We start from the raw sequence: 25,134 nt of genomic DNA on the forward strand, positions 1-25,134 counted from the left end.
CGGGGAAATCAGCAGGCCGGCCAAAATGCTATCATTGGAAGTTCGCCCTGCCGAGCGAAAGGCTGGATACTTGAGTTTGCTGCGGCCCCGGTTCTTCGTAGCCCTCGTTGGCCTGCTGGTTCTGCTCGCGTCCCCGCGTCATGCACACGCCCGAGTCCCGCCTGCCCCGGATGGACCCGCCACGGCGATTGCAGGAACGATCACGACGCTCGATGGCAAGGTGCGCCTGCCCGGCGTCGTCGTGTCGGTCTCGACGCTGGCCGGCGTGGCCGCGGGTGAGGCGGTCACCGACGAGAAAGGTCAGTTCCGCATCGAAGTTCCGGCCGCCGGGCGCTACCGGGTGAAGGCGACGATTGAGGGTTTCCACCCGGGCGAGCTGACGATCGAGATGACCGCGGGTGCGACCCAGAAGGCTGACTTCGATCTGCGATTGTTCGAGATCGAGCAGCGCGTGGATGTCACGCCGACCGACGACACCCCGATGAACCTGGCCAAGCCCCTCAGCCCGGCCGAACGGATCGATGGCAAGGACATGGCCGGCTCATCCATCAGCGCGGGAAGCGTCGCCGGCGAGCTGCGGTGGCTGCCCGGCGTTTCGCCGTACGGACGCGAGTGGGCGATCAAGGGTGGCCGGCCCAACCAGATTGGCCTGCAAGTCGAAGCCGCACAGGTCGTCGATCCGGCGGCGGGGACGAGCCCGGTCCAGCTGCCGGGGGATGCGGTCAGCTCGATCCAGGTATTGGCCAATCCGTATTCGGTCGAGTTCGGTCGCTTCTCATCAGGCGTCATCGTCGTCACCACGCGGACAGGTGCGAACAAGTGGTCGGCGACCGTCAACAACTTCATCCCGGGCCTGGTGATCGACCGCAACAATCCTTTCAAGCCGATCGGCTTCGAGTCGATCGACCCGCGGGTGGCGGTTGGCGGTCCGATCCTCAAGCAGAAGCTGTTCCTCGCGCAGAGCACGCAGTATCGCTACATGTCGAACGAGGTGGGAAGCCGGCCGCAGGACGAGCGTTCGGTCAGCAGGAGCCTGAGTTCCTTCACGCGCCTGGACTACGTGCTGAGCGACCGTCACACGCTGACGGGCACCTTCGCGCTGTCGCCGGAGAACTCCGACTGGGTGAACCTCAATACCTTCACGCCTCCCGGGGCGACGGCCAACCTGATGCAGCGCGTCTACCGCGGAGGCTTCAGCACGATGTCGCAGCTCCCGCACGCGCTGGTGCTCGAAACGCTGGCTCACCTGACCAAGTATCGGTCGGGGGTGGAGGGCCACGGCGCGGCAACCGAGATGACCACGGCGCCGAGCGGGATGTCGGGCACGTATTTCGGGAAGCAGGACCGGGAGTCGGATGCCTGGCAGGTGAGCAGCATCATGTCGGGGTTCGTCAACGGCTTCACGGGGCAACACCTGCTGAAGGCGGGCATCGACGTGCTCCACGCGGGCTACACCGGGCTCCACGAGATGCTGCCAATCAACGTGCTCCGCCAGGACGGCACGCTGACGCGTCGTCTGACGCAGGCGCCGAGCCGGCTCACGTACGAGGCGACAGATGCCGCGGTCTTCTTCCAGGACCGCTGGCATCTCGCCAACCGCCTGCTGCTCGAGCTGGGCGTGCGGATCGAGCGCGACGGCGTGTTCGAGCGGACGAACCTCATCCCGCGCGTCGGCGCGGCGTTTGCGCTCAACAAGAGCCACAACGCGGCCATCCGTGGCGGCTTCGGGTACTTCTTCGAGCGCACGCCGACGCTGGCAGGTGCGTTTGGACAGCAATCGGACCTCGTCGAGACCCCGTTCTTCGCCGACGGCCGCAGTCCGGGCGTTCCGGTCACCTACGTACACGCGCTCGGAAGCAACCCCAAGACACCGCGGAGCACGACCTGGAACCTTGGGTACGAACACCGCGTCAAGCCGTGGCTGTCGATCCGCTTCAACCACCTGCAGCGTGAGGGGAGCCACGAGCTGATGCTCGACTCCGGCCAGCAGGGCCCCAACGGATGGATTCAACTCGAATCGAGCGGACGGTCCCGCTACCGCGACACCGAGGCCGGCGCGCACATCAAGCGTGGGACCATGTTCGAAGTGGATCTGTCGTACACCCACTCGTCGTCTGAAGCCGACCTGAACGATGCGTACGGCTACTACCTGAACACGATTCGCGATCCGTTCGTCCGCCCCAACCAGTACGGGCCGACCGACACGGATGCTCCACACCGCTTCGTGATGCGCGGGCGGGCGATGGCGGGCGACAACCTGTCGTTCGAGTGGGCTGGCGAGCTCAGAAGCGGGCGGCCGTGGTCGGCCGTGAACGAGCAGATGGAGTTCGTGGGAACGCGAAACGGCAGCCGATACCCCCGCTACGGCACCCTCGACGTGGCTGTCGAACGGAGGTTCCGGATCGGCAAGTTCCAGCCGTGGATCGGCGTGATGTTCATCAACGCCCTCGACCGGTTCAACCCGGTGGACGTCCAGCGCAACATCGGCTCGCCAGATTTCGGCACCTTCTACAGTTCGAGCATCCGGCAGATCCGCTTCACCGTCCACTTCCGGCCGTAGGACCCGGATTCCGCCGAAATGTAGGGGGGGCGACGACCGCATTCGATTAGAATAGGCGGAGTCATTCCTGCCCCCTTTTCAGGATGCCATCATGAACGTATTCGTCCTCAACTGCGGCAGTTCCTCGCTCAAGTTCCAGATCATCGAAACCGATGCCGACCTGATCGAGAAGGACGGCGACCGGCAGCTGGCGAAGGGCCTGGTCGAACGAATCGGAAGCGAGGCGATTATCAGCTTCCAGATCGGCGACCAGCCGGCGTTCAAGGGCGCCGCGCCGCTGCGCGACCACAAGGCGGCGCTTGCGTACGTCATCAAGTGGATGACGGCGCCCGAGACCCACATCCCGGGCATCAGTGGCCTGGAGGACATCCACGCGATCGGCCACCGCGTGGTGCACGGCGCCGAGCGGTTCAAGGGCTCGCACCTGATCGACAAGGCCGTCATCGCCGGCCTGCAGGAATGCATCGACCTGGCGCCGCTGCACAACCCGGCGAACCTCAAGGGCATCTACGCGGCAACCGAACTGTTCGGCGCGGCCATGCCGCAAGTGGCGGTCTTCGACACGGCCTTCCACTCGACGATGCCGGAAACGGCGTATCTCTACGCGATCCCCTACCAGCTCTACCGCCGGTTCAAGATCCGCAAGTACGGCTTCCACGGGACGTCGCATCGCTACATCGCGTTCCGCTACCGCAAGCTGTCCGGCAAGCAGCGGAAGGACACGAACATCATCACCGTGCACCTGGGGAACGGCTGCTCGGCGTGCGCGATCAAGGGCGGCAAGTCGGTGGATACCTCGATGGGCATGACGCCGCTCGAGGGCCTCATGATGGGCACGCGCAGCGGCGACATCGACCCGGCGGTCATCGAGTTCCTGATGCACAAGGAAGGCACGAGCATCGACGAGATCTTCTCGACGCTCAACAAACGGTCGGGCCTGCTCGGCATCTCGGGGCTGACCAACGACATGCGCGACCTCGAGTCAGAGGCCGAGGAGCACCAGGACCGGCGCGCGCTGCTCGCCATCGACATGTTCTGCTACCGGGTCAAGAAATACATCGGGTCGTACATGGCGGCCATGAACGGCACCGAGGCGATCTGCTTCGCGGGCGGTATCGGCGAGAACGGGCCCATCATCCGCAAGCGGATTCTCGCCGACATGGATTGGCTTGGCATCGAGATCGACGACGCGCGGAACGAGAAGGCGATCCGCGGCAGGGAGATGTTGATCAGCTCCGACAAGAGCCGCGTCCCGGTCTACGTCATTCCGACCAACGAGGAGTTGATCCTCGCGCGCGACACCGTGCGCGCCGTCAAGTCGCTGCCGTTCCCGTGCTAGCCGGACGCTGTCGCGTCCGCACTGGAGGCTGTCGAAGGGGGAATCGCCCTTCTCCCTTCTCAGTTCCCGGTTCTCGATTCTCACTTCTGAATTCCGGCTTCTAACTCCTAACTCCTAACTCCTAAGTTCTAAGTTCTAACTCCTATGGAAAACGCCTTCACCAAGGGAATCCGCACGAACGCCGCGGCCAGGTGCCTGAAGGCCGCGCTGCCGGATGCCGAGGACGTGCGCGTCCTCCAGACGGCCGTCATTCTCCGCAACCAGAAGATCGCCCAGCCGGTGCTCGTCGGCACCGAGGCGAAGCTCCGGGCACTGGCCGCCGCCAGTGCGATCGACCTGGCCGGCGTGGAAATCGTCGACCCGCAGACCAGCCCGTGGCGCGAGGAGTTCACGTCACTCCTGTTCGAGAAGCGCAAGGCCAAGGGCATGACGCGCGAGCAGGCGGCCGCCCTCGTTGCGACACCGCTCTATTTCTCCGGGCTCATGCTCGAGACCGACAAGGTCAAGGTCACCGTCGGCGGCAACATATCTTCCACCGGGGATGTGATCCGCGCGGCCATCTACACCGTGGGCGTCGCACCCGGCATCTCGATTGTCAGCAGCTACTTCATCATGGTGCTGACCGACGGCCGGATGCTCTGCTTCGCCGACTGCGCCGTCAACCCGGACCCGAACGAGGTGCAGCTCGCCGATATCGCCATCAGCTCGGCGAAGAACTTCCAGGCCGTCACCGGCCTCGAGCCTCGGGTGGCGATGCTGTCGTTCTCGACCAAGGGCAGCGCCACGCACCCGCTCGTCGAGAAGGTGCAGAAGGCGACGGCCATCGTCAAAGAGAAGGCGCCCGACCTGATGGTGGACGGCGAGATGCAGGCCGACGCGGCGCTGATTGCCTCGATCGGCGAGCGGAAGTGCAAGGGGTCGCCGGTGGCCGGACGCGCGAACGTCCTCGTCTTCCCCGACCTCAACGCGGGCAACATCGGGTACAAGCTGACCGAGCGGATTGCGGGCGCCGAGGCCGTCGGTCCGGTCGTGCAGGGGCTCAAGAAGCCGTACTGCGATTTGTCTCGCGGCTGCAGCGTGGATGACATCGTCAACGTGGTGGCGATCTGCAGCCTGATGGCGGACTAGGGACAACCACAGCGGCGGCGCACCCAGTGGTGGCGGGCCTCCCCGCCTTCGCCGAACGGCTTCGGCGAGGCAGGTCGTGCCCGCCTCACTCCGACAGCAACTTCCCCACCAATGCCCGCACGGGCGTGGCTCGCCAGAGCGCCAGCAGCGCGACTCCGACCACGACGCCCATCACGAGATAGCTCAGCGCTGAGTACCAGTGCGACGTGTCGAATGTGAGGGCGAACGAACCCGTCAGGTTCGTGGCCAGCACGGAAGCCACCAGTGTCAGCAGACCCAGGCGGACGAGGCCGAACAGCAGCAGGCCGACGATCGCCGCCCCCACGCCCACCTGCAGCCCGTTCCCGACCACGCCGCCCGCATTGTTCAGGCCGAAGAAGAGCGTCACCAGCCCGACGGCAATCCACCGGCGCCGCACGAGCAGCGTGAGAAAGAAGAGCCCGAGGAGAACCCCCGTACTCAACATGACCGCTTCGGTCGAACGGGCGAACATGACGGCCACGGCAAAGCGGAGTCCGTCGAGCGAACCGGTCTCGATGTCGGTCGGGGTGTTGGAGAGCTGTGCATTGACCGCGAACAGGACCTGCGCGAGCACGCCCAGTGCGCAACCGACGAGCACGTCGCGTCCGACGAGCGGATCGCGCCAGCGCCCGGCGAGGAGCCGGTTCCATGAGATCAGGGTGTGCGGCCACTGCCGCCGGACGTACGGCTCGAGGGCCAGGTACCCCACCCAGAAGAGCGCGGCGAAGAGCAGCGCGCGCGACAGCGTGTAGAAGACGAGAATGAGGATGGAGTTGAGGCTGGCGTCGACGTCCGATCCGATGAGCCCCTTGACGAAGACCAGCCCGACCAGGAAGAAGGCGACCCGGAACGCGCCCCGCCGATCGCCGCGGCCGAGCCGCGCGTTCCGGACGGCCAGCAGCCCGGCGCCACCCATGAGGGCGAAGAAGACCACCGGCACCACGACGTCGTTGAACCACCGGCGCTGAGGCACCGATGGTCGGGTGTGTTCGGTCCAGGGTTCGATGGTTCGGAAATAGACGATCCGTCCACCGAGCGAGGCGGCCTCGAGCCGCACGCGTGTGCCGGGCATCTCCGGATAGGAGCCAACCCACGCCACGCGCGTGTCGGCAAACGACGGTGGCGTCCATTCGGACGTCGCCGCCGTGAACGTCGCGGGGTCGAGGGCGGCCTCCCGGAACAACGGCGACCAGTCGGTTGGCGGCGCAATCGCCGCGCCTTTGTCCGCCTCGGGCGGCACGACCGAGAATCCACGCAGCCGGCCCATCGGGTCGAGCACGACCTCGATCATGCCGGGAACGACTGGCGCGGGGTCGGACGGCGTCACCCGCCCGCCCGTCTGGAAATCGCTGGTCCGTAGCGGCACCGGGCTCTCCCGGTACCAGAAGAGGACGACCGGCGGCCGCCCCTTGCGCACCTGGTCGCGCGGGAAGGTGCCTTGGCGTTCGAGGTGCACCATGTACTGAGCGTGCCCGAAGCCGGACGAGACATGGGCAGGCAGACCGGGATACCCGAGCGCCTGCGACACCTGCCGCCCGCGATCGCGCAGCACCTCGGGCGGCCTCGGCATCGGCACGAGGCGAACGACCTGCGTATCGGCGAAAAGGAACGTCATGGCGATCAGGCCGGCGACCACGACGCCCACGAGGCCGAAGCCGGCCAGCGGCGGGAGGAAGCCGATCTCGCCGGCGGCGGCCACCAGCTCGGGCGACGGCGTTTCGCCGCGAGCGATCGCGGCCGCCAGCGGGTCTCCACCAGGCAGCGCGGCGGAGACGGACAGTGCGGACGCCGGTCGATCGACGGGGTCTTTCTCCAGGCAGCGCCCGATCGCCTTCTCGATGGCGGGATCCAGTTCGCCGACGAGCGTGGTCATGCTGGAAGGGCGCTGCTCACGGTGCTGGCGGGCGAGTTCGGCGACCGTTCGGCCGCTGACCACCGGCTTCCCCGTGAACAACTCGTAGAGGACGAGACCCAGAGCGTAGATGTCGCTTCTGACGCTGGCCGGCACGCCCTGGAACTGCTCGGGCGCCATGTAGGCTGGCGTTCCCGCCAGCTCGGCGCCATCCGCTCCGCCGGCCGCCGCCCCGGCCAGGCCGAAATCCGCCAGCCGCACGTGCCCCCGGCCATCGATCATCACGTTGGCGGGCTTGAGGTCGCGGTGGAGCACGCCGCGGTCGTGGGCAGCCGCCAGCCCCGCACACAGCTGCCGTGCGATTTCCACGCCCTTGTCCTGGGGCAAGCGGCCGATGCGCCGGAGCAGCGAGGCGAGGTCCTCGCCATCGATGTACTCCATCGATAGGAAGTGGTCGCCCGCCACCTCGCCGATGTCGTACACCCGGCAGACGTTGGGATGCGACACCTCTCGGGCGGTCCGGACCTCGTCGCGAAACCTGGCAAGGCGTCCGGCGTCGCGCGACAGATCGACCGGCAGGAACTTGAGGGCGACCGGCTGCGCGAGCATCAGGTCGTCGGCGCGGTACACCTCGCCCATCCCACCGCGGCCGAGCAGGCCGATGATGCGGTAGCGGCCGGCCAGCACGGTGCCAGGCACGAACCGGCCGGCGGCGATCGGGCCCGAACCCGACCTCGGGGCCGGGCCGGTGACGGCCGGCTGGGATGGCGAAACGCACGGGGCGGCGCCAGCGCCCATTGTGAGCCCCTCATCGTCTCCCAACGCTGCCGCGGCGGCCGCCGGTGACGGGGTGGTGACGGGCAGCACGTGGCCGCACGACGGACAGAACCGGGCCGACTCGACGTTCAGCGACGAACAGGACGGACAGGTTCGAGACATCCCGCGAATTCTAGTCGCACGGCGTGGGCCAGTCGAGCGCCGACTGATCTGATTCATCGACTGACTCAGTTCATCGACTGACTTGCCTCGCCGACCGACTCGGTGTGAAGATCCCTCCAATGTCCTTCCGGCTGCTGAGCGTCGTCGTCCTGTGCTCGTCACTCGTCGTGGGCGCCTGCGGACGTAACTCGTCGCCGTCTGCCCCGTCGTCCACCTCCGGGCCGACCACTCCCCTGCCGTCGCTCGAGTCGATGCTGGCCGACAAGGTGCTCGGGCAGAGCCAGGCCCCGGTGACGATCATCGAGTACTCGTCGCTCTCCTGTCCCCACTGCGGCGACTTTCACGTGAACACGCTGCCGCTGCTGAAGACTGGCTATCTGGACACAGGGAAGGTGAAGCTGATCTACCGCGACTACCCGCTCGACGGCGTCGCGCTCTCGGCGTCGATGATCGCCCGATGCAGCGGGGACCGGTATTTCGGCGCCCTCGAACGGCTCTACCAGTCTCAGTCCACGTGGTCGCACTCAAACGACTGGGTTGGCGCGCTGAAGCAGACGGTTGCGCCGATCGGCATGACCTCCGCGGACGTCGATGCCTGTCTCGCCTACCGGGAGTTGCAGAACGGGATCCTGGGGATGAGCGATGTCGGGACGAACGAATTCGGCGTGCGCGCCACGCCGACGCTGATCATCAACGGCCAGAAGTATGAGGGCGCCCCGGCATGGTCGGACCTCGAGGCGATCCTGAGGAATCTCGGGGCGTGAAACGGGGCGAGGGGCCGTCCCCTCGCCCCGGTCCAACGGCCGAAGTGCCGACCCTTCTCTAGAACCGCACGCCGAAGTTCAAGCGGAACGTACGCGGCGTCTGGTAGGCGTTAGCCGACAGCGGCTGACCGAACGCCACTGGATTGCCTGCCAGGTCCTTACTCGTCGTCCCCGGATCCATCACGTAGTTCACGCCCGCGACCGGGGTCGTGGAGAAGGCGTTGAACGCCACCAACCCTTTGATGGTGCCAGCCGACGCCGCGGTGAACACGTTCTGGTTCAGGCTGCCCGTGCCCGTCCAGGCCGCCCGGTTGAACACGTTGAGCAACTGGCCCTGCCAGAACGCCTCGACCTTACCGAAACGATACGAGTAATTGAGGGACAGATCCGTCCGGATGTTCCAGTCGCCACGGTACGCGTCGCGCGCCGTGAAGAAGTACGTCACCGTCGACCCGCCCTGCGGGGTCGAGTAGCCGGGGTTCGTGACGAACGGCCGCATGTCGATGCCGGCCGATGCGCCCCACGGCGACCCGCTGTTGACCATCTGCAGCACACCGACGCCGAGCCTGCCAAAGCGGCCGAGTGGCCTGTCGTAGTTCGCGTAGATCCGGCCACGATGCCGCTGGTCTGAACTGAGGTCCCCTTCGGGATAGTTCCACGTCGGGTCCTTGTATTCCATGTACTGATTGGCGCCGGTCCGGATCGGGCCGCTGCCCGAGTTCTCGCCTTCGACGGTGCCGCGGTTCTCGGCGATCGTCCAGTTGCCGCCGAGGTTCAGACTCCGATTGACGCGCCAGGACACCTGGGTGTTGATGCCCCAGTACCGACGCCACACGGAACTGGTGTTCTGCACCAGCGTGAGGTCGTACTTCGCGCCGCTGACCGGATTGGTCGCCTTGCCGGTGACCATGCTCGTGAAGTTGCCGTAGAAGTTCGAGGCGGGGCGATACGACCCGTCCACCCGCAGCAGCACGCGACCGAAGTTGTGACTCATGCCGGCCATGAACTCGGTCATGTACTGCGCCTTCAGGTCCCCGCCGATCTTGGTGCTCAAGCCCGGAATCGTGACCGCCACGAGGTTCGGATTGTTCGCGCCGCCCTGCGCATCCCACCACGCGAAGAGGGTCGGCAGCGCCTGGTCCGGGGTCAGGTACGGTCCGCTCGCTGCCGTGTTGACGGTCGATCCCTGGTAGTACCACTGGTACAGCGCGGGCTGGCCCCCGGCCGAACCGGCATCCGCGACGCTGTTCGCCATGCCGGCAACGTACCGCGCGTACGCGCCAAACACCGTCGTCTTGCCGTCACCTTTCGGATCCCATGTCATCGAGAGCCGTGGGCTGAAGGTCGCATCCTTCGCAACCTCCGCGCCGCTGCTGTCGATGCTGCGGTTGCGGTCCCACCGGAGCCCCAGGTTGAAGCTGATGTTGTTGTTCAGGCGCCACGAGTCGTTGAAGAACCCGGAATAGGTCCAGATGTTCGTGCCCTTGGTGGGAACGAGAATCGGCCGGTAGCTGATGGTTGTCTGGCTTGCCGCCGTCGTGTTCGTGAACACCGGGTAGAAATCGCCGCCGTTCTGGATCGACCGCGGCACCGACACGATGAAGTCGCTGCCCGACTGGTGGTTGTTCGAGAAGCGATAGTCCTTGAACACGTCGACGCCGAACACGATGTTGTGCGAGCCGGCCTTCGCGGTGGACAGGAAGTAGTTGCCCTTCGCGAGGATGTCCTGGTTGTCGCGGCTCTCGCCAGTGCACACCCCGCAGAAGGTTGGTGACCAGAACACCGTCTTGGTGCGGTCCGTGAGCTGAGTGCCGAAGATCCGATCCGTGAAGCGCGACCCGTCGTTCTCCCACGCGAGATGGCGCTGCGAGTACTGCAGTTCGAAGAAGAACTTCGAGGACATGATCCCGTTGTAGTTCAGCGAGTACATGCTTTGCGGCAGACGCCGGTCGTACATCAGCCGCGGATCCATGCCGCTGAACCAGTAGTTGTGCGCGGTCGTCGCGAGGTGGAACGCCGTGCCGCGGATGTTGTGGTTCGGCGTGATTGCATAGGTCAACTTCTCTTCGAGGCGGTATTCCTTCGACGTCTGATCGTAGGGGAGCGCCGAATACGCAAACGTCCCGGAGGTCGCCGTCTTCCGATATCGGCCGTCGTGGAAGAACCAGAGCTTGTCCCTCAGGATCGGCCCACCTATGGTGTAGGTGTAAGTTGGCACAGTCACGTTCGACTTCGGTTCGCCCCACGGCGTCGTGCTGCGCCACGAATCGTTCTCGAGATTCACGCGGACCGACCCGCTGAACACGTTGCCGCCGGACTTCGTGATGGTGTTCACGACCCCGCCAGCAAACCGGCCGTACTCGGCCGACACGCTACCGGTCGTGGTGGTCGTCTCCTGGATGGCGTCCTCGACGAACAGCCCGAGCGGCTGGCCCCGCAGGTTCTCGTTGATGACGACGCCGTTGAGGAGGTAGAGACCTTCGTAAGAGAGGGCGCCCGATATGGTGACGTTCCCGCTCGGCCCTGTATTGTTGACGCCGGGCGCCAGCAGCACCGTGTCGGTCAGCGATCGGTTGGTCGGCAGCTTCTGGATCAAGTCCGACTTGTAGCTGATCGATGCGGTGGCCGTCTGCGCAAAGTTCTCGACCTTGCCGATGACCGTGACGGTTTCGCTGACCGACGCGAGCGCCAACTTCACCGCGGCGAGCACGGTTGTCTCGCCGGGTGATACGCGCTGTTCGAGCGTCGCGGTGTTGAAGCCTGCCAGCTCGAACGCGATGCGATAGTCGCCGGCGGGCAGTAGCGGCAGCACGAAGTCGCCATTGGCCGACGACACGACCGTGCGAACGCCTTGCATGTTGGCTGACGAAACCGTGATGGTGACTCCCGGGATCGCCAGCCCGTCCGGGTCGATGACCTTCCCGGAGAGAGTACCCATGGTGTTGCCCTGGCCGAAGGAGACTCCTGCCCAGGCCAGGCAACACGCAAGCGCGAAGAAGAGCACACGTTTCGACATAATCAACCCTCAACCCTCTCCACTACGTGAACAGCATTACACGACGCAAGTACTCACGCGAACGGTGCGGTCTGGGGGCTGCAGAGCGGACGGACGACAGCGGGAAAACGCGTGTTGGGCCTGGGGGGCAGCGACCGCCTATGCAAGGTGAATGCTGACGGGCGTGCCCTGGCAGACGAAAATGATACTCTTCGAATCAGGCTGAGATTCTCCGATCGCGGTCGAAATGCGCCTGAACAACTTGCCAACTACGCCACGAGAATCCCATTTCCTGAATTCGGACATCCAAACTGCCGGATCGACGCCGGTAGTAGGGCAAAGCAGGATGGTGGCGCATGCCGATGCCGCAGGGGATGTGCCGGGTATTCGTGATCTATGTCCGTCGAACAGTCAATTCCTGCCGACGTCCCCAGAATCGATGATCGCAATAATCGCCACGACTGGGGTAGAGCGGCACTTCCGGAAAAGTGGTCGATCGTTCCAACTCTCGTTCGCGGCCGCGCGTTGGTAAACCCTACCACGGCTTCTCCCACCTCGCAACTGGAGAGCAACCAAGCAGTTAGGGGGCAGGATCCGACGCCGGTGATATGCTGTCGGGCGAACGGCACAGCCTGGGAGGGACGATGGCGAGCAGTCCGGTGGTGATCGGGGTGGCGGGCGGTTCGGGTTCGGGCAAGACCACGGTCGTGAGCAGGATCATCGAGAGCCTCGGCGACGAACACGTCATCGTGCTCGAACACGATCGGTACTACCGCGACCACCCGGAGCTGCGGCTCGAGGAACGCGCCGCGCTCAACTACGACCATCCCGACTCGCTCGAAACCGGCCTGATGGTCCGGCACCTCAATGAGCTGCGCGCCGGACTGGCGGTCGAGCTTCCCCTCTACGACTTCGCGCGCCACGCCCGCCGGCATACGACGGAAACCGCCCACCCCAGCCGCGCGATTATCGTCGAAGGCATCCTGATCTTCGCGGACTCGGCACTGCGCGACCTGATGGACATGAAGATCTTCGTCGATACCGACGATGACACGCGGTTCATCAGGCGGCTGCGGCGCGACGTCGCCGAGCGCGGTCGCACGATGGAGTCGGTAATCGAGCAGTACCTCAGCACCGTGAAGCCGATGCACCTGGAGTTCGTCGAGCCGACCAAGCGCTACGCCGACATCATCGTCCCTCGCGGCGGGCACAACGCGGTCGCCATCGACATGCTGCTCACGATGATTCGGAGCCTGGCGAGCCGGTAGCCATATGCCCTTCTCACGCCCCGTCACCATCCGGTTCGATGAAGCCGATGCGCGCGGCATCCTCTTCTATGGCCGCCTGCACACGGTGGCGCACCGCGTGTTCGAGGAGTTCGTCGTGGCGGAGGTGGTGGACCGGTGGGACGACTGGTTCCTCAACGACCGCTACGTCATGCCGATCAGGCACGCGGAATCGACGTTCCACCAGCCGCTCAGGCCCGGACGAACGTATGTCGCCGAGCTGGAGGTGTCTCACCTTGGCGAGTCGTCGTTCGAGGTGGCCACACGCTTCGTCGACCGCACCGGTCCCGAGCCGGTGGTGTGTGCGGAAACGAAAGTCGTGCACGTCTTCGCCGACGCGCGGCAGTTCCGGAAGACGCCGATCCCGTCAGAGATCCGGGCCCGCCTGGAGGCCCACCTCGCGCGCCAGTAGCGCGCGCCGGCACTTGCCGAGCGGTGTCCGCGGGATCCGGTCCACCCAGACGACGCGTTGGATGCGCTCGAAGGGCAGGAGCGCTTCTTGCTCGAACTGGTCGAACGACGGCCACAATCTACCGGTGGTGAGGGGCTCGAGTCGATCCCTGCCATCGCTCGACAGCACCAGCACCAACTCGTGGCCGGCGCGCGGATGCGGCAGCGCCACGACAGCCAGATCGAGCGCCATCCCCGCAAACAGCGCTTCGCCTGCGGCCCATCGTCGCGCGTGCTCCTCGACGCGCGGCAACGAAACCACCTCGCCGAGGACTTTGACGGACTCGGATGTCCGGCCGAACACTTCCACGCCCAGAGCATCGACGCGCCCGAGGTCCTCGGTTTCGAGCCAGGCGTCCTGCTTCGGATCCCATGCGCGCACGTCGTCGCCATCCAACTCCGCGTAGCACGTCAGGAGTGACGTCCCGCGAATCGAGAGCCGCTGCGCCTCGTTCGCCCTCATCTCCGCGTGCCCGAGCACCGGAAGGACCGTCGGGACCTCGGTCGAAGACAGCGTCGCCAGCGACGCCGTGGCCACCTGCGAGCACGTCTCGGTCAGGCCGTAGCTCGGCAGGCACGGCCAGCCGAGGGCCCGGGCCCGGCGATAGAGGTCGGCATCGAGGCGTGCCCCCCCGACCACGATGGCCCGCATCGACGGCGGGGCGGCCAGACCGGCCTCGACGAGATCGTGGATCTGCGACGGGACGAGCGCGCTCAGCGTTGCCCGCGTGTCGCCAGCCTGCAGGTGGAAGTGCCGCGCGTCCCAACGCGCCGCAATCGCCGGGACCACCCGCGAGCCGGCCAGCCGGGCGCGTGCCAGAATACCGACTCCGCCGACGTGAAACATCGGCAAGGCATGCGCCCAGACATCGACGGCCGTGGCGCCGAGATGCGCGTTGACCGCGGCGGCCGAAGCGAGGAGTGCGGCCTTCGACAACGCGACCCAGCGGATCCGGCCCGGCCGATCCCGGCTGGCGCCGGAGGTCGAGATCCAGACGTGGCCGTCCAGCGTCGGCAGCCGGCGACGGGCCGCATCGAACGACTCGGGTTCGCGCCGTCGCCATTCCGGGTTGACGAGTATCAGCGAGTCGCCAGCCCCCCAGTCGATCGCGCGGTCCGCCGGATCGAAATAGAAGCCGTCGCCCATCACAGCACCAGGCCGAGGGCGACGAGGGCGCTGAACGTCAACTGCAGCAGCGACGTCTGCGCGAGGAAGATGTTGAACCGGCGGCTCGGCGGCTCGCGCCACACGCCGACCACCAGCCGGACGGCGAGCGGCAACGTCAACACCGGGAGCATCGCGGCCCACGGCCGGTCGATTCGCAGCCAGCACGCGCCGATGAGGTAAGGAAGCGCGACCAGCCCGGCAATCTCCACCCGCGCAAAGCCCTGGCCCCAGCGGGCCGCCAGCGTCCGCTTCCCCGCCTTGCGGTCGCCCACGATGTCGCGACAGTTGTTGACGGCGAGCAGCGCCGAGCTGTGGAAGCCCACCTGGAGCGCTCCGAGTTCTGCCCAGGGCGAGAGCGACTGCCCCGTCAAGACGTACGCCATGCCTTTCACGGCGGCGACGCCGAAGAACAGCAGCACGAACACTTCACCGAGGCCAAGATACGCGAGCGGGAATGGCCCGGTGGTGTAGGCGTAGCCGGCCACGATCGACAGGAGGCCGATGATCACGACGGGGGGGCCGCCGGCCACGACGAGCGGCACGCCCAACAAGATGGCCATCAGGAAGAAGAGGGCGGCGCCGAGCATCACGCGCCCGCCGTGCAGCAGGCCGCTCTGGGTGACGCGCGTCGGTCCGAGACGTTCGGCCGTATCGGCGCCTCGTTCGAAGTCCGCCGCGTCGTTGACGAGGTTCGTGGCGATCTGGATGCACAGCGCCGACGCGAGCGCCAGGGCGGACAACCAGAGCGAGACCGTCCCGGGAAGGAGCCCGACGGCCAGGCCGGTGCCGACCATGACGGGCGACAGGCTCGCCGTCAGCGTCTTCGGCCGCGCCGCGAGCAGCCACGGCCGCACCGCCCCCGTCTCGATGGCCACCATGACTACGGAAGCCTCGGGAACTTCTTGAAGTCCGGTTTCCGCTTCTCGAGGTACGCCTTCTTCCCTTCCTGCGCCTCCTCGCTCATGTAGTAGAGGAGCGTCGCATTGCCAGCCAGATCCAGCAGCCCGATCTGACCGTCGCAGTCGGCGTTCAACGCGGCCTTCAGGCAGCGAAGCGCGAGCGGCGAGTGCGCCAGCATCTCGCGGGCCCACTCGAGCGCGACCTTCTCGAGATCCGCCAGCGGGACCACGGTATTGACCAGGCCCATGTCGAGCGCCTGTTGCGCGTTGTACTGCCGGCACAGGTACCAGATCTCCCGGGCCTTCTTCTGGCCGACGATCCTCGCGAGATAGCTGGAGCCGAGTCCGCCGTCGAACGACCCGACCTTCGGGCCGGTCTGGCCGAAGATCGCGTTGTCGGCCGCAATCGTGAGATCGCACACGATGTGCAGGACGTGTCCGCCGCCGATCGCGTAGCCGGCCACCATCGCGATGACAGGCTTCGGCAGGGCGCGAATCTGTTTCTGCAGGTCGAGCACGTTCAGGCGCGGCACGCCGCCCTCGTCCAGGTAGCCCTGGTCGCCGCGCACCTTCTGATCGCCGCCCGAGCAGAAGGCCTTGTCCCCCGCGCCCGTCAGGATCACCACGCCGATCGACGGGTCCTCGCGGCACAGGGTGAAGGCGTCGATCAGTTCCGTCACCGTTTTCGGCCGGAAGGCGTTCCTGCGCGCGGGCCTGTTGATGACGACCTTTGCGATCCCGTCGTCCGTCTTGAGGAACAGGATGTCTTCGTACGTCTTGATGGCCTGCCAGCGCTCGTCGCGTGTGCTCATCGTCATGCTCCCGTCACACCATCGATCCACTCGGTGACAACCGCCGCGAACCGCGCCGGATTGTCCCACGGGACCCGATGCCCGGCATCCTGACACGAAACGAAGCGGGCGGGCACCCCGTCGCTCTCGAGGCCCCGCGCGACCGCATCGAACTTCGGGTCGTTCGCGCCGGACAGCCACAGCAACGGCCGCTGCCACGCGAGCAGCCGCCCTCGGAAATCCGGCTGGTCCGCCAGGGAGAACGCGCCGAGCGCGGCCGCCAGCACGCCTCGCGGTGCGGGCAGGTCTCCTGATCGTTGCGGCGCCGCCGAGCCAGCAAACACCGGCTGCGCGTCCCATGCGCGCCAGAGGTCCTCGGCTGGCAGGTCGCGGATGCGCTGGGCCCAGCGTTTGTCGGCTGTTCGTCGGGTCGATCGAGCAGCCTCGTCCTCGGCGTGGAAGCCCGGCTGACACGAGATGAGGCAGGCACCGTCAACGAGCGTGCGGCCGGCGCCGAGCGCGTCGATGGCCAGCGCGAGCCGCGCGCCGAACGAGTACGCGACCAGGTAGGCCGGCAGCGCGACCTGGCTCCGGGCCTGCGCGAGGCGCGCCGCGAGGACCGGGCCGACCGACGACCAGCCGGACGCCTCGGACACCACGGGCCACAGGTCGATAGCCGTGAGCCGCGCCGCGGGGAAGCACGGGACGAGCGGATCCCAATCGGAGGCGCGTCCCAGGAAGCCGTGCAGGGCGATGAGATGGTAACGAGACCCGTTCACGCGCGTGTCTCCGCCGTCAGCCGCACCCAGAACTCGCGCGTCTGGTCCTCGTCCGGACGCAATTCGATCAGAACGGCCTGGCTCTCCAGCGCAGGGGCCGAGAGATCGCACGCGTAGTCGAGCCCCCACATCGCGGCCCACGCCTCGAACCCCACGGCGTGTCGATTCTGAAAGCGCTCGCTCCGGAACATCCGGTCGAAGATCCGGCCGCCGCCGTTGTTCATCACGACGAGACGCAGGCGGTGCCGTGCGAGGTGACGGAGCGCCCAGAGGGATGGCAGATCGTAGAGCGCCGTGAGATCCCCCACGAGCGCCCAGTTGTCCCCGCCCGGGCGGGCCATGCCGAGAAACGTGGAGACCTGTCCGTCGATCCCGTTGGCGCCTCGGCTCTCGCCGATGGTCCAGCCGCGATCGTCGAAGGTCGCGAACCGATTCCACTCGCGAATCGGCTGGCTGTTGCCGACGTAGACGAACGACCCGGGCGCAACCGTCTCCGACAATCGCCGGACGAGCGCCGGCTCGCTGTCCGGGAAGGTGTGCAGCAACGCGGTTGTCGCCTGCTCGATCCGGCGGTCCCATTCGATGATCCGGCGTGTGCCCGGTCGGCCCACCGGTTCGGCGCACACGTCGGGTAATGGCAGCGGAACGTCGGAGGGAATCCTGAGGTGCGTGCCGTGGGTCAGTCCGCGCCACTCGGTGCGCGACATCGACAGCGTCGGCAGCCGGTATTTCGCCTCGAGGTCGCGCCAGACGCGCCACGACGGGATCTCCCCAACGCGGATGACGGCGTCGAACAGGCCGGCGCTCAGGCCGCGCTCGGCGGCGGCGTCGCCGCTCCGGAGCGCGATCGCGCCGAGGCTGTGCCTCAGGTGCGAACTCGCCTCCGCCAGGACCGGCGCCTGCAAACCGGTGGCGAACGCGTGGACGCGCTCGCGGTCGTCCGCCCGGTGCAGCGCACCCAGCATCACCAGCGGCGCGCGGATCGTCGAGAGGAAGCCCTCGACCTGACGAACGTGTGCCTCGCACGGGCGAGACGCCCGAGCCACTGGCGCTGCCGCGGCCTCGCACGGGCGAGACGCCCGAGCCACTCGCGCTGCCGAGGCCTCGCACGGGCGAGACGCCCGGGCCACTCGTGTCTCAGTGGCCGCGGGCACCGACTCGGCAGCCGCCGGCCTCGGTGCCCGCTGACTCGGCTGCCAGCCGCCCAGCAGCGGCTCGTCGAAACAGACGTTGACGTGCGCCGGCCCGGCGCACGTGTCGATCGGCCAGTTGTCACCCGGCGCGTCGAGATCGACGAACGTCCGTGCGTACACCCCGAAGAGGCGCGCCTGCTCGATCGTCTGCGGCGCCCCGGTCCCGCGGTAGATCTTCGGGCGGTCGGCGGTGACGGCCACGAGCGGAAGGCCCGAGTAGGAGGCTTCGACCATCGCCGGCAACAACTCGGCAGCCGCGGTTCCAGAGGTGGTGACGACCGCCGTCGGCGTCTCGTCGCGCCGAGCGCGCCCGAGCGCGAAGAAGGCGGCGCTGCGCTCCTCGAAAAACGACAACACCTCGGCGGGCACGTGCTCGAGCACTTCGACGAGCGGCGCGTTCCGCCCGCCAGGACACAGGCAGAAGGTGCGGACACCGGCGGCCAGCAACCGCTCGACGACCTCGAGCGCCAGCGCCTGGTTCACGCCTAGACCTCCCACAGCGCCCTCACGGTCTCGACCTTGTGCAGGATCTCCTCCCACTCGTCCTCATACCGGCTCTGCGGCACGACTCCGCACCCCGCCCAGATCTCCAGCCGCCCATCACGGTACTGCAGGTTCCGGATCGCGACCAGGCAGCGTCCTCCACCCGACGGCAACCGCAGGCCGAACGGCGCGCCAAAGCGGCCGCGTTCCCTGCGCGGATCGATCCCCTCGAGCCAACGCGCGCCGACCGGGGTCCGCGGATAGACCCCCAGCGCCGGCGTCGGGTGCAGCTTCCGGGCAACCGTCTCGAAATCGAGGGCGCACGCCGCGTCGAGACGGATTTCGGCCACCAGATGCTGAAGCCGCCCGAAGCTCCGCACCTCCGTGGTCGAGGCGACCGGCTGTCCCCACTCACCGAGTTGAGCGAGCAGGTCTTCGACCACGCTCTGGTGCTCGTCGCGTTCTTTGGGGCTCGCCTCGAGGCCGGCCGGCCCCGCCGCCGTCGGTCGCGTACCGGCCACGGCCATTGTGAGCAGGCGCGTCGGTTCGTCCAACTCGAAGAGCAGTTCCGGCGTCGCGCCGATCAGGAACTCCAGGCCCCGGTCACCCTGCGGCGGCTGGTAGAAGCCGTACGCCATCAGGCTCGCCGGCAGCGCGGGGACGCACGCGAGCGCCTGGCGGAATACCCGCGCGGCTTCCTCCCCGCCGACATCGGCCGTGATGACGGATACCGGCACGCCTTTGCGCAGTTGACCGCTCGCCAGGTATCCCTGGAGCGCGCGGAACCCGCGGGCGAAGCGCGCTTCGTCCGCCGACTGCCACGCGGGCCTCACACGCGACCCTGCCACCGGTGGGAATTGTTCCGACCACTCGGTCCGCGTCAGCGTACGCAGCGGGGCCCCGCCGGGAACGAACCACCACGGGTGCTCGATCGACAGCGAGAAATCGGGAGCGAGGAACGCCGGTGACCCGGCCGTCGGATAGGCGACAGGATGGAGCTGCCCTTCGACGCACGCGAGGGCGTCTGGGCCGGTTTGCAGGAAGGCCAGCGCGGTCAACATCGATATCTGGTGATTATAACGGGTGGCGCGCCCGGACTCGCATTCCGCCTACTGACTCGGCGCCCTGATTTGATAGGATCGAGCGCTGGATGTCCGCACACACACCCGACACGGCGGGCGGCCGATGAGCGGCACGGTTGCGGTCGGCGCCAGTCTGATCGGTGGCTCCCGCTTCACGGTCATCGCGGGTCCCTGCGTGATCGAATCCCGCGAGCAGTTGCTCACCATCGTCCGCTCCATTCAACGCGAGGGCGCAACGGCCGTGCGGGGCGGCGTGTTCAAGATGCGGACCGACCCGCGAAGTTTCCAGGGCCTCGGCCAGGAAGCGCTGGCGTTGGTGGATGAAGTGCGGCACGACACCGGGCTGCCGTTCGTCGTCGAAGTGATGGCGGCCGAGCAAGTCGACCTGCTCGCCGGCCACGTGGACGTCCTGCAGGTCGGGTCGCGCAGCATGCACAACACGGCGCTGCTCAAGGCCCTCGGCGAAACGCGGACGCCGGTCCTGCTCAAACGCGGCCTGGCGGCCCGGCTGAAGGAGTGGCTGCTCGCCGCGGAATACGTCGTCGAGGGCGGGAACGAGTCCATCATCCTCTGCGAGCGCGGGATCCGCACGTTCGAGACCGAGACCCGCAATACGCTCGACCTGGCCGGCGCCGTGTGGGCGCGTCAACGGTCCCGTTTTCCCGTGCTGGTGGACCCGTCCCACGGAACCGGCCAACCGGATCTCGTGACGCCCATGTGCCTGGCAGCGGCCGCCGCCGGCCTCGACGGCGTGATGGTGGAAGTCCACCATGACCCCGCGCATGCCCGCAGCGACGGCTTTCAGGCGCTCACGCTCGACGGATTTGCCGAGATGATGCAGGCGCTCCGGCCCATCCTTCCCGTCCTCGGGAAGACCGCATAGCGCTTCGCGTCCACATCTGGTATCCCGCCCACCACAGTACGGCACAGCTTGTGCTTTCCGATTGAAGTGAACGGTCACTGCCGTGCGGCCTCCGCACAGACCTCTCCATTGAGGAGCATTTTCGGGGGTGAACACGGCGCTGGCTGGGGAGGGTGACCGGAGGCGAGGTCACCCTGTCGGCGTTCTGACAGCTCGAAAATGGCGGCGTTGTTAACGGGCCCGAAATCCTGACTTGATAGGAATGGAATAGGGCCGATACAGAGCCGGCCGCAGGAAGATCAAGGAGAGGTCATGAAGAGGCCAAACGCAAAGGCAGTCAGACTCCAGGAGTTGAGGACCATCTTGAGCGCCTACCGACACATGACCGTCGAAGAGGTCGAATCGGAGGGCTGGGGCGACCTCGAAATCGAACTGGAAGGCGAAGTGTGGCGCCTCGAGCAGGAGCTGCACGACGAGCGGCGGCGTCGCCCCGAGGCGGCATAGCGGTCGTTACTTCCGGGATCGCCACACGCGGTCCTTCTCGATGAGGTAGGACCAGAAGACGACTGCGCGGTCGATGCGGGTCAGCTCGTCCCGTGTGAACGGCGTGCCGTCGAGCGTCGGCCGGAACGTGTCGCGCTGCTGAAATGGAGTGAACGCCCAGACGTGATCGACGCGGCCCGGTTCGAACAACACCGCGGCCCCGCCACGGTCCACGCGGATCCCGCCCTCGCGGATGGCGATGGTCGTCGGAGCGGCCTCGCCGTGCAGAAGGTCCTTCCCCATCGCGGCCGTTGGTCCCCGATCACCCGCCAAACGAAGAATCGTCGGCATCAGGTCCACGTGGCTGCGGACAGCCTCGACCCGGCGCGGCGGTCCCACGAGCGACTCCGGTCCGGCAATCACGCCGCCAGTCCATTCCAGCGAGTCAATCGGCATGCCCCGCAGCTGCTCCGGGTACTCCTCGCTCGTGAAGTGGGAGTGATCGCCCACCACGATGAGCACCGTCCGATCGCGGCGAGGCCGCGCGTTCAGGGCCTCGGTCAGCCGGAGCAACTGGGCGTCCAGGTTTCGGATCACGATGTCGTACCGCTGTTGCGGATCGGTCATGCCCCGGGTATCGACGCGATTGGCATCCCCGGCGGCCGACAACGGGACGAAGTACGAATCCTCCGGCGTGTAGGGCGTGTGGGTGCCAGCCGTGAAGGCGCACAGCAGCAGGGGCGTGTTCGGCGCCTCGCGGTCGTGGCCCTGGATCTGCCCGATCATCCGGTCGACGAGTTCCCGGTCGCTCATTCGCCGGGTGTAGACCCACTGGTTCCCGGCGATCTCGAAATCCAGCCGCCGGTACCACCGGCGCAGCCACAGCATCATGTTGTCGAAGTTCGGATTCGAGCCGGACACAAACGTCGTCTCGTACCCGAGCCGGCGAAGCCGCAGGGGAAAGGCGTCGGTCCCGACGTCGGTGAGGTCCGCTGCCAGCAGCCGTTCGCGATGCGTCCACATCGACGTGTGGAGCGTCATGAACGAGGAGGCCGTGGAGAACCCGTTCGCGATGTACCGCGGGAAGGCCACGCCGTGCGCCGCCAACGCATCGAGGTTCGGCGTCACGCTGGGGGTCCGCCCCGACGAGAACCCGAGGTCGTGGCCGCGAAGCGATTCGACGACGAGCAGGACGATATCGGGCCGTTCTGCTGCCGACGCAGGCGGCGGCTCCGGCGGCGGCGGTTCCTGGCGCACGAGCGGCAGGCGCGGGTCGAGCCAACGCGTGCCGGCCGGCGCGTCGACGAGCGCCCGGAGTTCCTCCACGGCCTGCCGTTCATCGGCTGGCGCAGGCATCCCGTTGAATCCCGCGATGCTGACGGCAAACGCCAGTTCGGGGGGACGGGGGGCGTCGCGGAACAACCCGACCGTCAGGCAGGCCGGCATCAGCGCGAACAGGACGACCGCGAACCAGGACACCTGCCGACCGCGCGCCGTCCGCACGGCGCGCCAACCGCTCCACGCAGCCAGAAGCGTGGCAAGCGCGATGATCGTCAGAGACATCGCGAGGTGAGGCCAGTCCATCGACAGTGGACCGAGCACCTCGTCTCCGAACATCGACGAATTGAAGTAGGTCTGCACGGTCGCCAGCGTGAAGCCGTGCCCCAGGAACCGCAGCATCTGCCGGTCCGTCTCCCCGGTGAACGTGAGCACGGCCGTCAGCGCCACCGCGGCCACCGCGACGAGCGGCCTCAGCCGCGGCAGCAGGTTCCAGGCGAGCAGGGCCGCCGCCGACACACCACCGAGCACGCACACGTGGTAGGGCAGCACGACGACCAGGCTCGAGATGGGTGACGGCGTGGTCGGGTGACCGGCCGGATCGGATGCGAGGAAATACGACACGAGGCCGACGACGCGCGCCAGCAGCGGGACGAGTGCGGTGAGAAGGAACGGATGAAGCCGTCGCATGGAAACAACCGATCTTAGCATGCGGTTCGCCGTCCCGGGCGGGCCACACCCCGGCGAAGTCGCGCACAACGAAAGGCGTCGGTGCCAGGCCGGGCGGGTGATAATGGGCCATGCGCGACGTCAGACGAATGCTGGATGTGCAGGCGCCGATCATCCCGATCCTCACCGACCTGATCCGGTGCACGCCGGGTACGGTGTCTCTCGGGCAGGGCATCGTGTCGTACGGCCCCCCGCCAGGCGCGCTACGCGCGCTCGAGTCGTTCGGCGGCGCCGCCGATGACCATCGCTACGGTCCGGTCGAGGGGTCGCCGGCGCTGGTCGACGCGGTCAGACGCAAGCTCGCCGAGGAGAACGGCGCCCTGATCGGCGACGAGCGGCGGATCGTGGTGACGGCTGGCGGAAACATGGCGTTCGTCAACGCGGTGCTCGCGGTGACCGATCCGGGCGACGAGGTCATCCTCCAGACGCCGTTCTATTTCAACCACGACATGGCGATCGTCATGGCTGGCTGTCGGACGGTCGCCGTGCCGACCGACTCCAACTACCATCTGCAGCCGGGTGCCATCCGCGCGGCGATCACCCCGCGCACCCGCGCCGTCGTCACGATCTCGCCCAACAATCCGAGCGGCGCCGTGTATCCCGAGGCGGCCGTCCGCGACGTGAACCGCCTCTGCGCGGACCACGGCCTGTACCACATCCACGACGAGGCGTACGAGTACTTCACCTACGGCGGCGTCCGGCACTTCTCGCCGTGCTCGGCGGCCGAGGCGGCCGCGCACACGATTTCGCTCTTCTCCCTGTCGAAGACCTACGGCATGGCGAGCTGGCGCATCGGCTACATGGTGATTCCCGGCCGGCTCTTCGAGGCGGTCAACAAGATTCAGGACACGAACCTGATCTGCCCGCCGCTGGTGTCGCAGGCGGTGGCATGCGCCGCACTGGGGATGGGGTCGGGGTATTGCCGGGGACAAGTCGGGAGCCTCGCCGGCGTGCGCACACTCGTGCTCGAGGCGTTCACCACGGTTCGAGATATTTGCGCCGTGCCGCGACCCGACGGAGCGTTCTATTGTTTCGTGCGGGTCGCGTCCGACATCGACTCCCTGACGCTCGCGCGGCGCCTGATCCTCGAGCACCGGGTGGCGACCGTGCCCGGCGTGGCGTTTGGCCTGGCCGAGGGCTGCTACCTGCGCGTCTCGTACGGCGCGCTCGACCGCAGCAGCGTCGCCGAGGGCATGCGGCGCCTGACGACCGGCCTGCGCGCGATCGTCGGCTAGAACGCCGCCACGATGCCTGCGCCGAGCGCGGCCGTCTTCGGCTTTCGGCCGTCGAAGCTGAAGCCGCCGTTCATGATGTAGAGACGCCCGTCCACACGCACGCCAAGCCCCTTCACCAGACCCTTCGGGCGCACGCGGAAGAAATACTTCAGGCCTCCGCCCACATGGTAGACCTGCCCGGTCTCGGCGGTCAGATACCCCGCCATTGGGCCCGTTTGGCCGTGTAGCTGACGGAGATACCCGACGCCACCTTCCGCAAACATCCGTACCTTGCCGCCAGCCAGCGTGGCGCCCGGGATGTAGGCGATCGCGTTCACGTCGAGGAAGAACTGCGAGATCGACTCTCCCGTGGCCGTGAAGCCGGGTACGCCCTCGACATCGTTCGCGATCGTGAAGCTGACACCTGGCCGGCTGTACGTCAGGCCGCCTTCAACGGCAAACATCCGCGTGAGGTTGTAGGTGAACCGCGTCTCGAGGCCAGCCGCCGACTGCAGGTCGGCGCTGGCTGTGAAGTACAGGTATGGCGACCCGGACGCGTCGTTGGTGACCATGCGGGCGGTGCTGGACCCGAGCGAAGCCGGCGCCATCCAGACGACCGACGCCGACACCTCGATCGACCGCGCCCGCCCGAGCCCCCTCGGACCCGCGCCCGACCTGGCGGCCGTGGCCGCGATCGCCGGCCCCCGCTGCACGCTCCCTGCATCGCCTGGGCTGACATCACCAGCCGTATTGGGGCTCTGCGCGCGAACCGCACCGGTTGTCAGGACGAACCCCAGGCCTGCCAAGGCCGCCAGAAATCCGAGCTTCTTCGTCGTCAC

The 25,134-nt window shown here is 67.2% G+C and carries 19 protein-coding genes; 9 read left to right on the top strand and 10 right to left on the bottom strand.

All coding sequences use genetic code 11. From position 1 onward, the window contains the following. Positions 1 to 70 precede the first annotated feature (70 nt). From VGK32_19620 to pta, 3 genes are all read left to right on the top strand, one after another. The gene (locus VGK32_19620; GenBank protein ID HEY3383979.1) at positions 71 to 2,560 is read left to right on the top strand and encodes a TonB-dependent receptor; all 2,490 of its coding nucleotides are present in this window, start codon (positions 71 to 73) and stop codon (positions 2,558 to 2,560) included. Between the two features lie 91 nt (positions 2,561 to 2,651). Further along, a complete protein-coding gene (locus VGK32_19625) occupies positions 2,652 to 3,899 on the top strand; it encodes an acetate kinase (GenBank protein ID HEY3383980.1) in 1,248 nt (415 codons plus the stop codon). 144 nt (positions 3,900 to 4,043) lie between these two features. Continuing rightward, positions 4,044 to 5,027 (top strand): phosphate acetyltransferase, encoded by a 984-nt coding sequence (gene pta, locus VGK32_19630; protein ID HEY3383981.1) that lies wholly within the window; start codon positions 4,044 to 4,046, stop codon positions 5,025 to 5,027. Between the two features lie 85 nt (positions 5,028 to 5,112). On the opposite strand, the gene VGK32_19635 is transcribed toward pta, so the two are convergent. Beyond that, positions 5,113 to 7,839, bottom strand: coding sequence for a serine/threonine-protein kinase (locus VGK32_19635; protein HEY3383982.1), 2,727 nt, complete (start codon positions 7,837 to 7,839; stop codon positions 5,113 to 5,115). 119 nt (positions 7,840 to 7,958) lie between these two features. On the opposite strand from VGK32_19635, the gene VGK32_19640 reads away from it, so the two are divergent. Continuing rightward, the gene (locus VGK32_19640) at positions 7,959 to 8,603 is read left to right on the top strand and encodes a DsbA family protein (protein ID HEY3383983.1); all 645 of its coding nucleotides are present in this window, start codon (positions 7,959 to 7,961) and stop codon (positions 8,601 to 8,603) included. Positions 8,604 to 8,661: 58 nt separating this feature from the next. On the opposite strand, the gene VGK32_19645 is transcribed toward VGK32_19640, so the two are convergent. Beyond that, positions 8,662 to 11,619, bottom strand: coding sequence for a carboxypeptidase regulatory-like domain-containing protein (locus tag VGK32_19645; protein HEY3383984.1), 2,958 nt, complete (start codon positions 11,617 to 11,619; stop codon positions 8,662 to 8,664). Between the two features lie 623 nt (positions 11,620 to 12,242). Between VGK32_19645 and udk the strand changes: the two genes are divergently transcribed. Continuing rightward, complete coding sequence (gene udk, locus VGK32_19650) at positions 12,243 to 12,866, top strand: uridine kinase (GenBank protein ID HEY3383985.1); 624 nt, start codon at positions 12,243 to 12,245, stop codon at positions 12,864 to 12,866. Between the two features lie 4 nt (positions 12,867 to 12,870). After that, complete coding sequence (locus VGK32_19655) at positions 12,871 to 13,296, top strand: thioesterase family protein (protein HEY3383986.1); 426 nt, start codon at positions 12,871 to 12,873, stop codon at positions 13,294 to 13,296. Here VGK32_19655 and VGK32_19660 read toward each other — a convergent pair. Genes VGK32_19660 through VGK32_19685 form a run of 6 tightly spaced genes read right to left on the bottom strand, consistent with a single transcriptional unit; the run spans position 13,252 to position 19,708 of the window. Beyond that, positions 13,252 to 14,481, bottom strand: coding sequence for an AMP-binding protein (locus VGK32_19660; protein HEY3383987.1), 1,230 nt, complete (start codon positions 14,479 to 14,481; stop codon positions 13,252 to 13,254). The two genes, VGK32_19655 and VGK32_19660, sit on opposite strands and share 45 nt — an antisense overlap. Further along, the gene (gene menA, locus VGK32_19665; GenBank protein ID HEY3383988.1) at positions 14,481 to 15,380 is read right to left on the bottom strand and encodes a 1,4-dihydroxy-2-naphthoate octaprenyltransferase; all 900 of its coding nucleotides are present in this window, start codon (positions 15,378 to 15,380) and stop codon (positions 14,481 to 14,483) included. Before menA ends, VGK32_19660 begins: the two co-directional genes overlap by 1 nt. A 2-nt stretch (positions 15,381 to 15,382) precedes the next feature. After that, positions 15,383 to 16,213 carry a 1,4-dihydroxy-2-naphthoyl-CoA synthase gene (gene menB / locus VGK32_19670; GenBank protein ID HEY3383989.1) on the bottom strand — a complete coding sequence of 277 codons (831 nt, stop codon included), beginning with the start codon at positions 16,211 to 16,213 and terminating at the stop codon, positions 15,383 to 15,385. 2 nt (positions 16,214 to 16,215) lie between these two features. Beyond that, entirely contained in the window at positions 16,216 to 16,971 is a 756-nt protein-coding gene (locus VGK32_19675) for a hypothetical protein (protein ID HEY3383990.1), read from the bottom strand. Then, a complete protein-coding gene (gene menD, locus VGK32_19680; GenBank protein HEY3383991.1) occupies positions 16,968 to 18,647 on the bottom strand; it encodes a 2-succinyl-5-enolpyruvyl-6-hydroxy-3-cyclohexene-1-carboxylic-acid synthase in 1,680 nt (559 codons plus the stop codon). The genes VGK32_19675 and menD overlap by 4 nt, the downstream gene beginning before the upstream one ends. A 2-nt stretch (positions 18,648 to 18,649) precedes the next feature. Beyond that, the gene (locus VGK32_19685) at positions 18,650 to 19,708 is read right to left on the bottom strand and encodes a chorismate-binding protein (GenBank protein ID HEY3383992.1); all 1,059 of its coding nucleotides are present in this window, start codon (positions 19,706 to 19,708) and stop codon (positions 18,650 to 18,652) included. Between the two features lie 124 nt (positions 19,709 to 19,832). On the opposite strand from VGK32_19685, the gene aroF reads away from it, so the two are divergent. Together aroF and VGK32_19695 are read left to right on the top strand one after the other, a co-directional pair. Continuing rightward, complete coding sequence (aroF, locus tag VGK32_19690) at positions 19,833 to 20,612, top strand: 3-deoxy-7-phosphoheptulonate synthase (protein ID HEY3383993.1); 780 nt, start codon at positions 19,833 to 19,835, stop codon at positions 20,610 to 20,612. Between the two features lie 291 nt (positions 20,613 to 20,903). Beyond that, on the top strand, positions 20,904 to 21,095 hold the full coding sequence (locus tag VGK32_19695; GenBank protein ID HEY3383994.1) for a hypothetical protein: 192 nt from the start codon (positions 20,904 to 20,906) through the stop codon (positions 21,093 to 21,095). 6 nt (positions 21,096 to 21,101) lie between these two features. Here VGK32_19695 and VGK32_19700 read toward each other — a convergent pair whose 3' ends face one another. After that, entirely contained in the window at positions 21,102 to 23,042 is a 1,941-nt protein-coding gene (locus tag VGK32_19700; protein ID HEY3383995.1) for a sulfatase-like hydrolase/transferase, read from the bottom strand. Positions 23,043 to 23,152: 110 nt separating this feature from the next. Between VGK32_19700 and VGK32_19705 the strand changes: the two genes are divergently transcribed. After that, entirely contained in the window at positions 23,153 to 24,316 is a 1,164-nt protein-coding gene (locus tag VGK32_19705; protein HEY3383996.1) for a pyridoxal phosphate-dependent aminotransferase, read from the top strand. Here VGK32_19705 and VGK32_19710 read toward each other — a convergent pair. Beyond that, positions 24,313 to 25,134, bottom strand: a complete 822-nt coding sequence (locus tag VGK32_19710) for a hypothetical protein (GenBank protein HEY3383997.1) — start codon at positions 25,132 to 25,134, stop codon at positions 24,313 to 24,315. The genes VGK32_19705 and VGK32_19710 overlap by 4 nt on opposite strands.

This window comes from Vicinamibacterales bacterium, from assembly GCA_036504215.1.
In the GTDB taxonomy this organism is placed as follows: Bacteria; Acidobacteriota; Vicinamibacteria; order Vicinamibacterales; family Fen-181; genus FEN-299.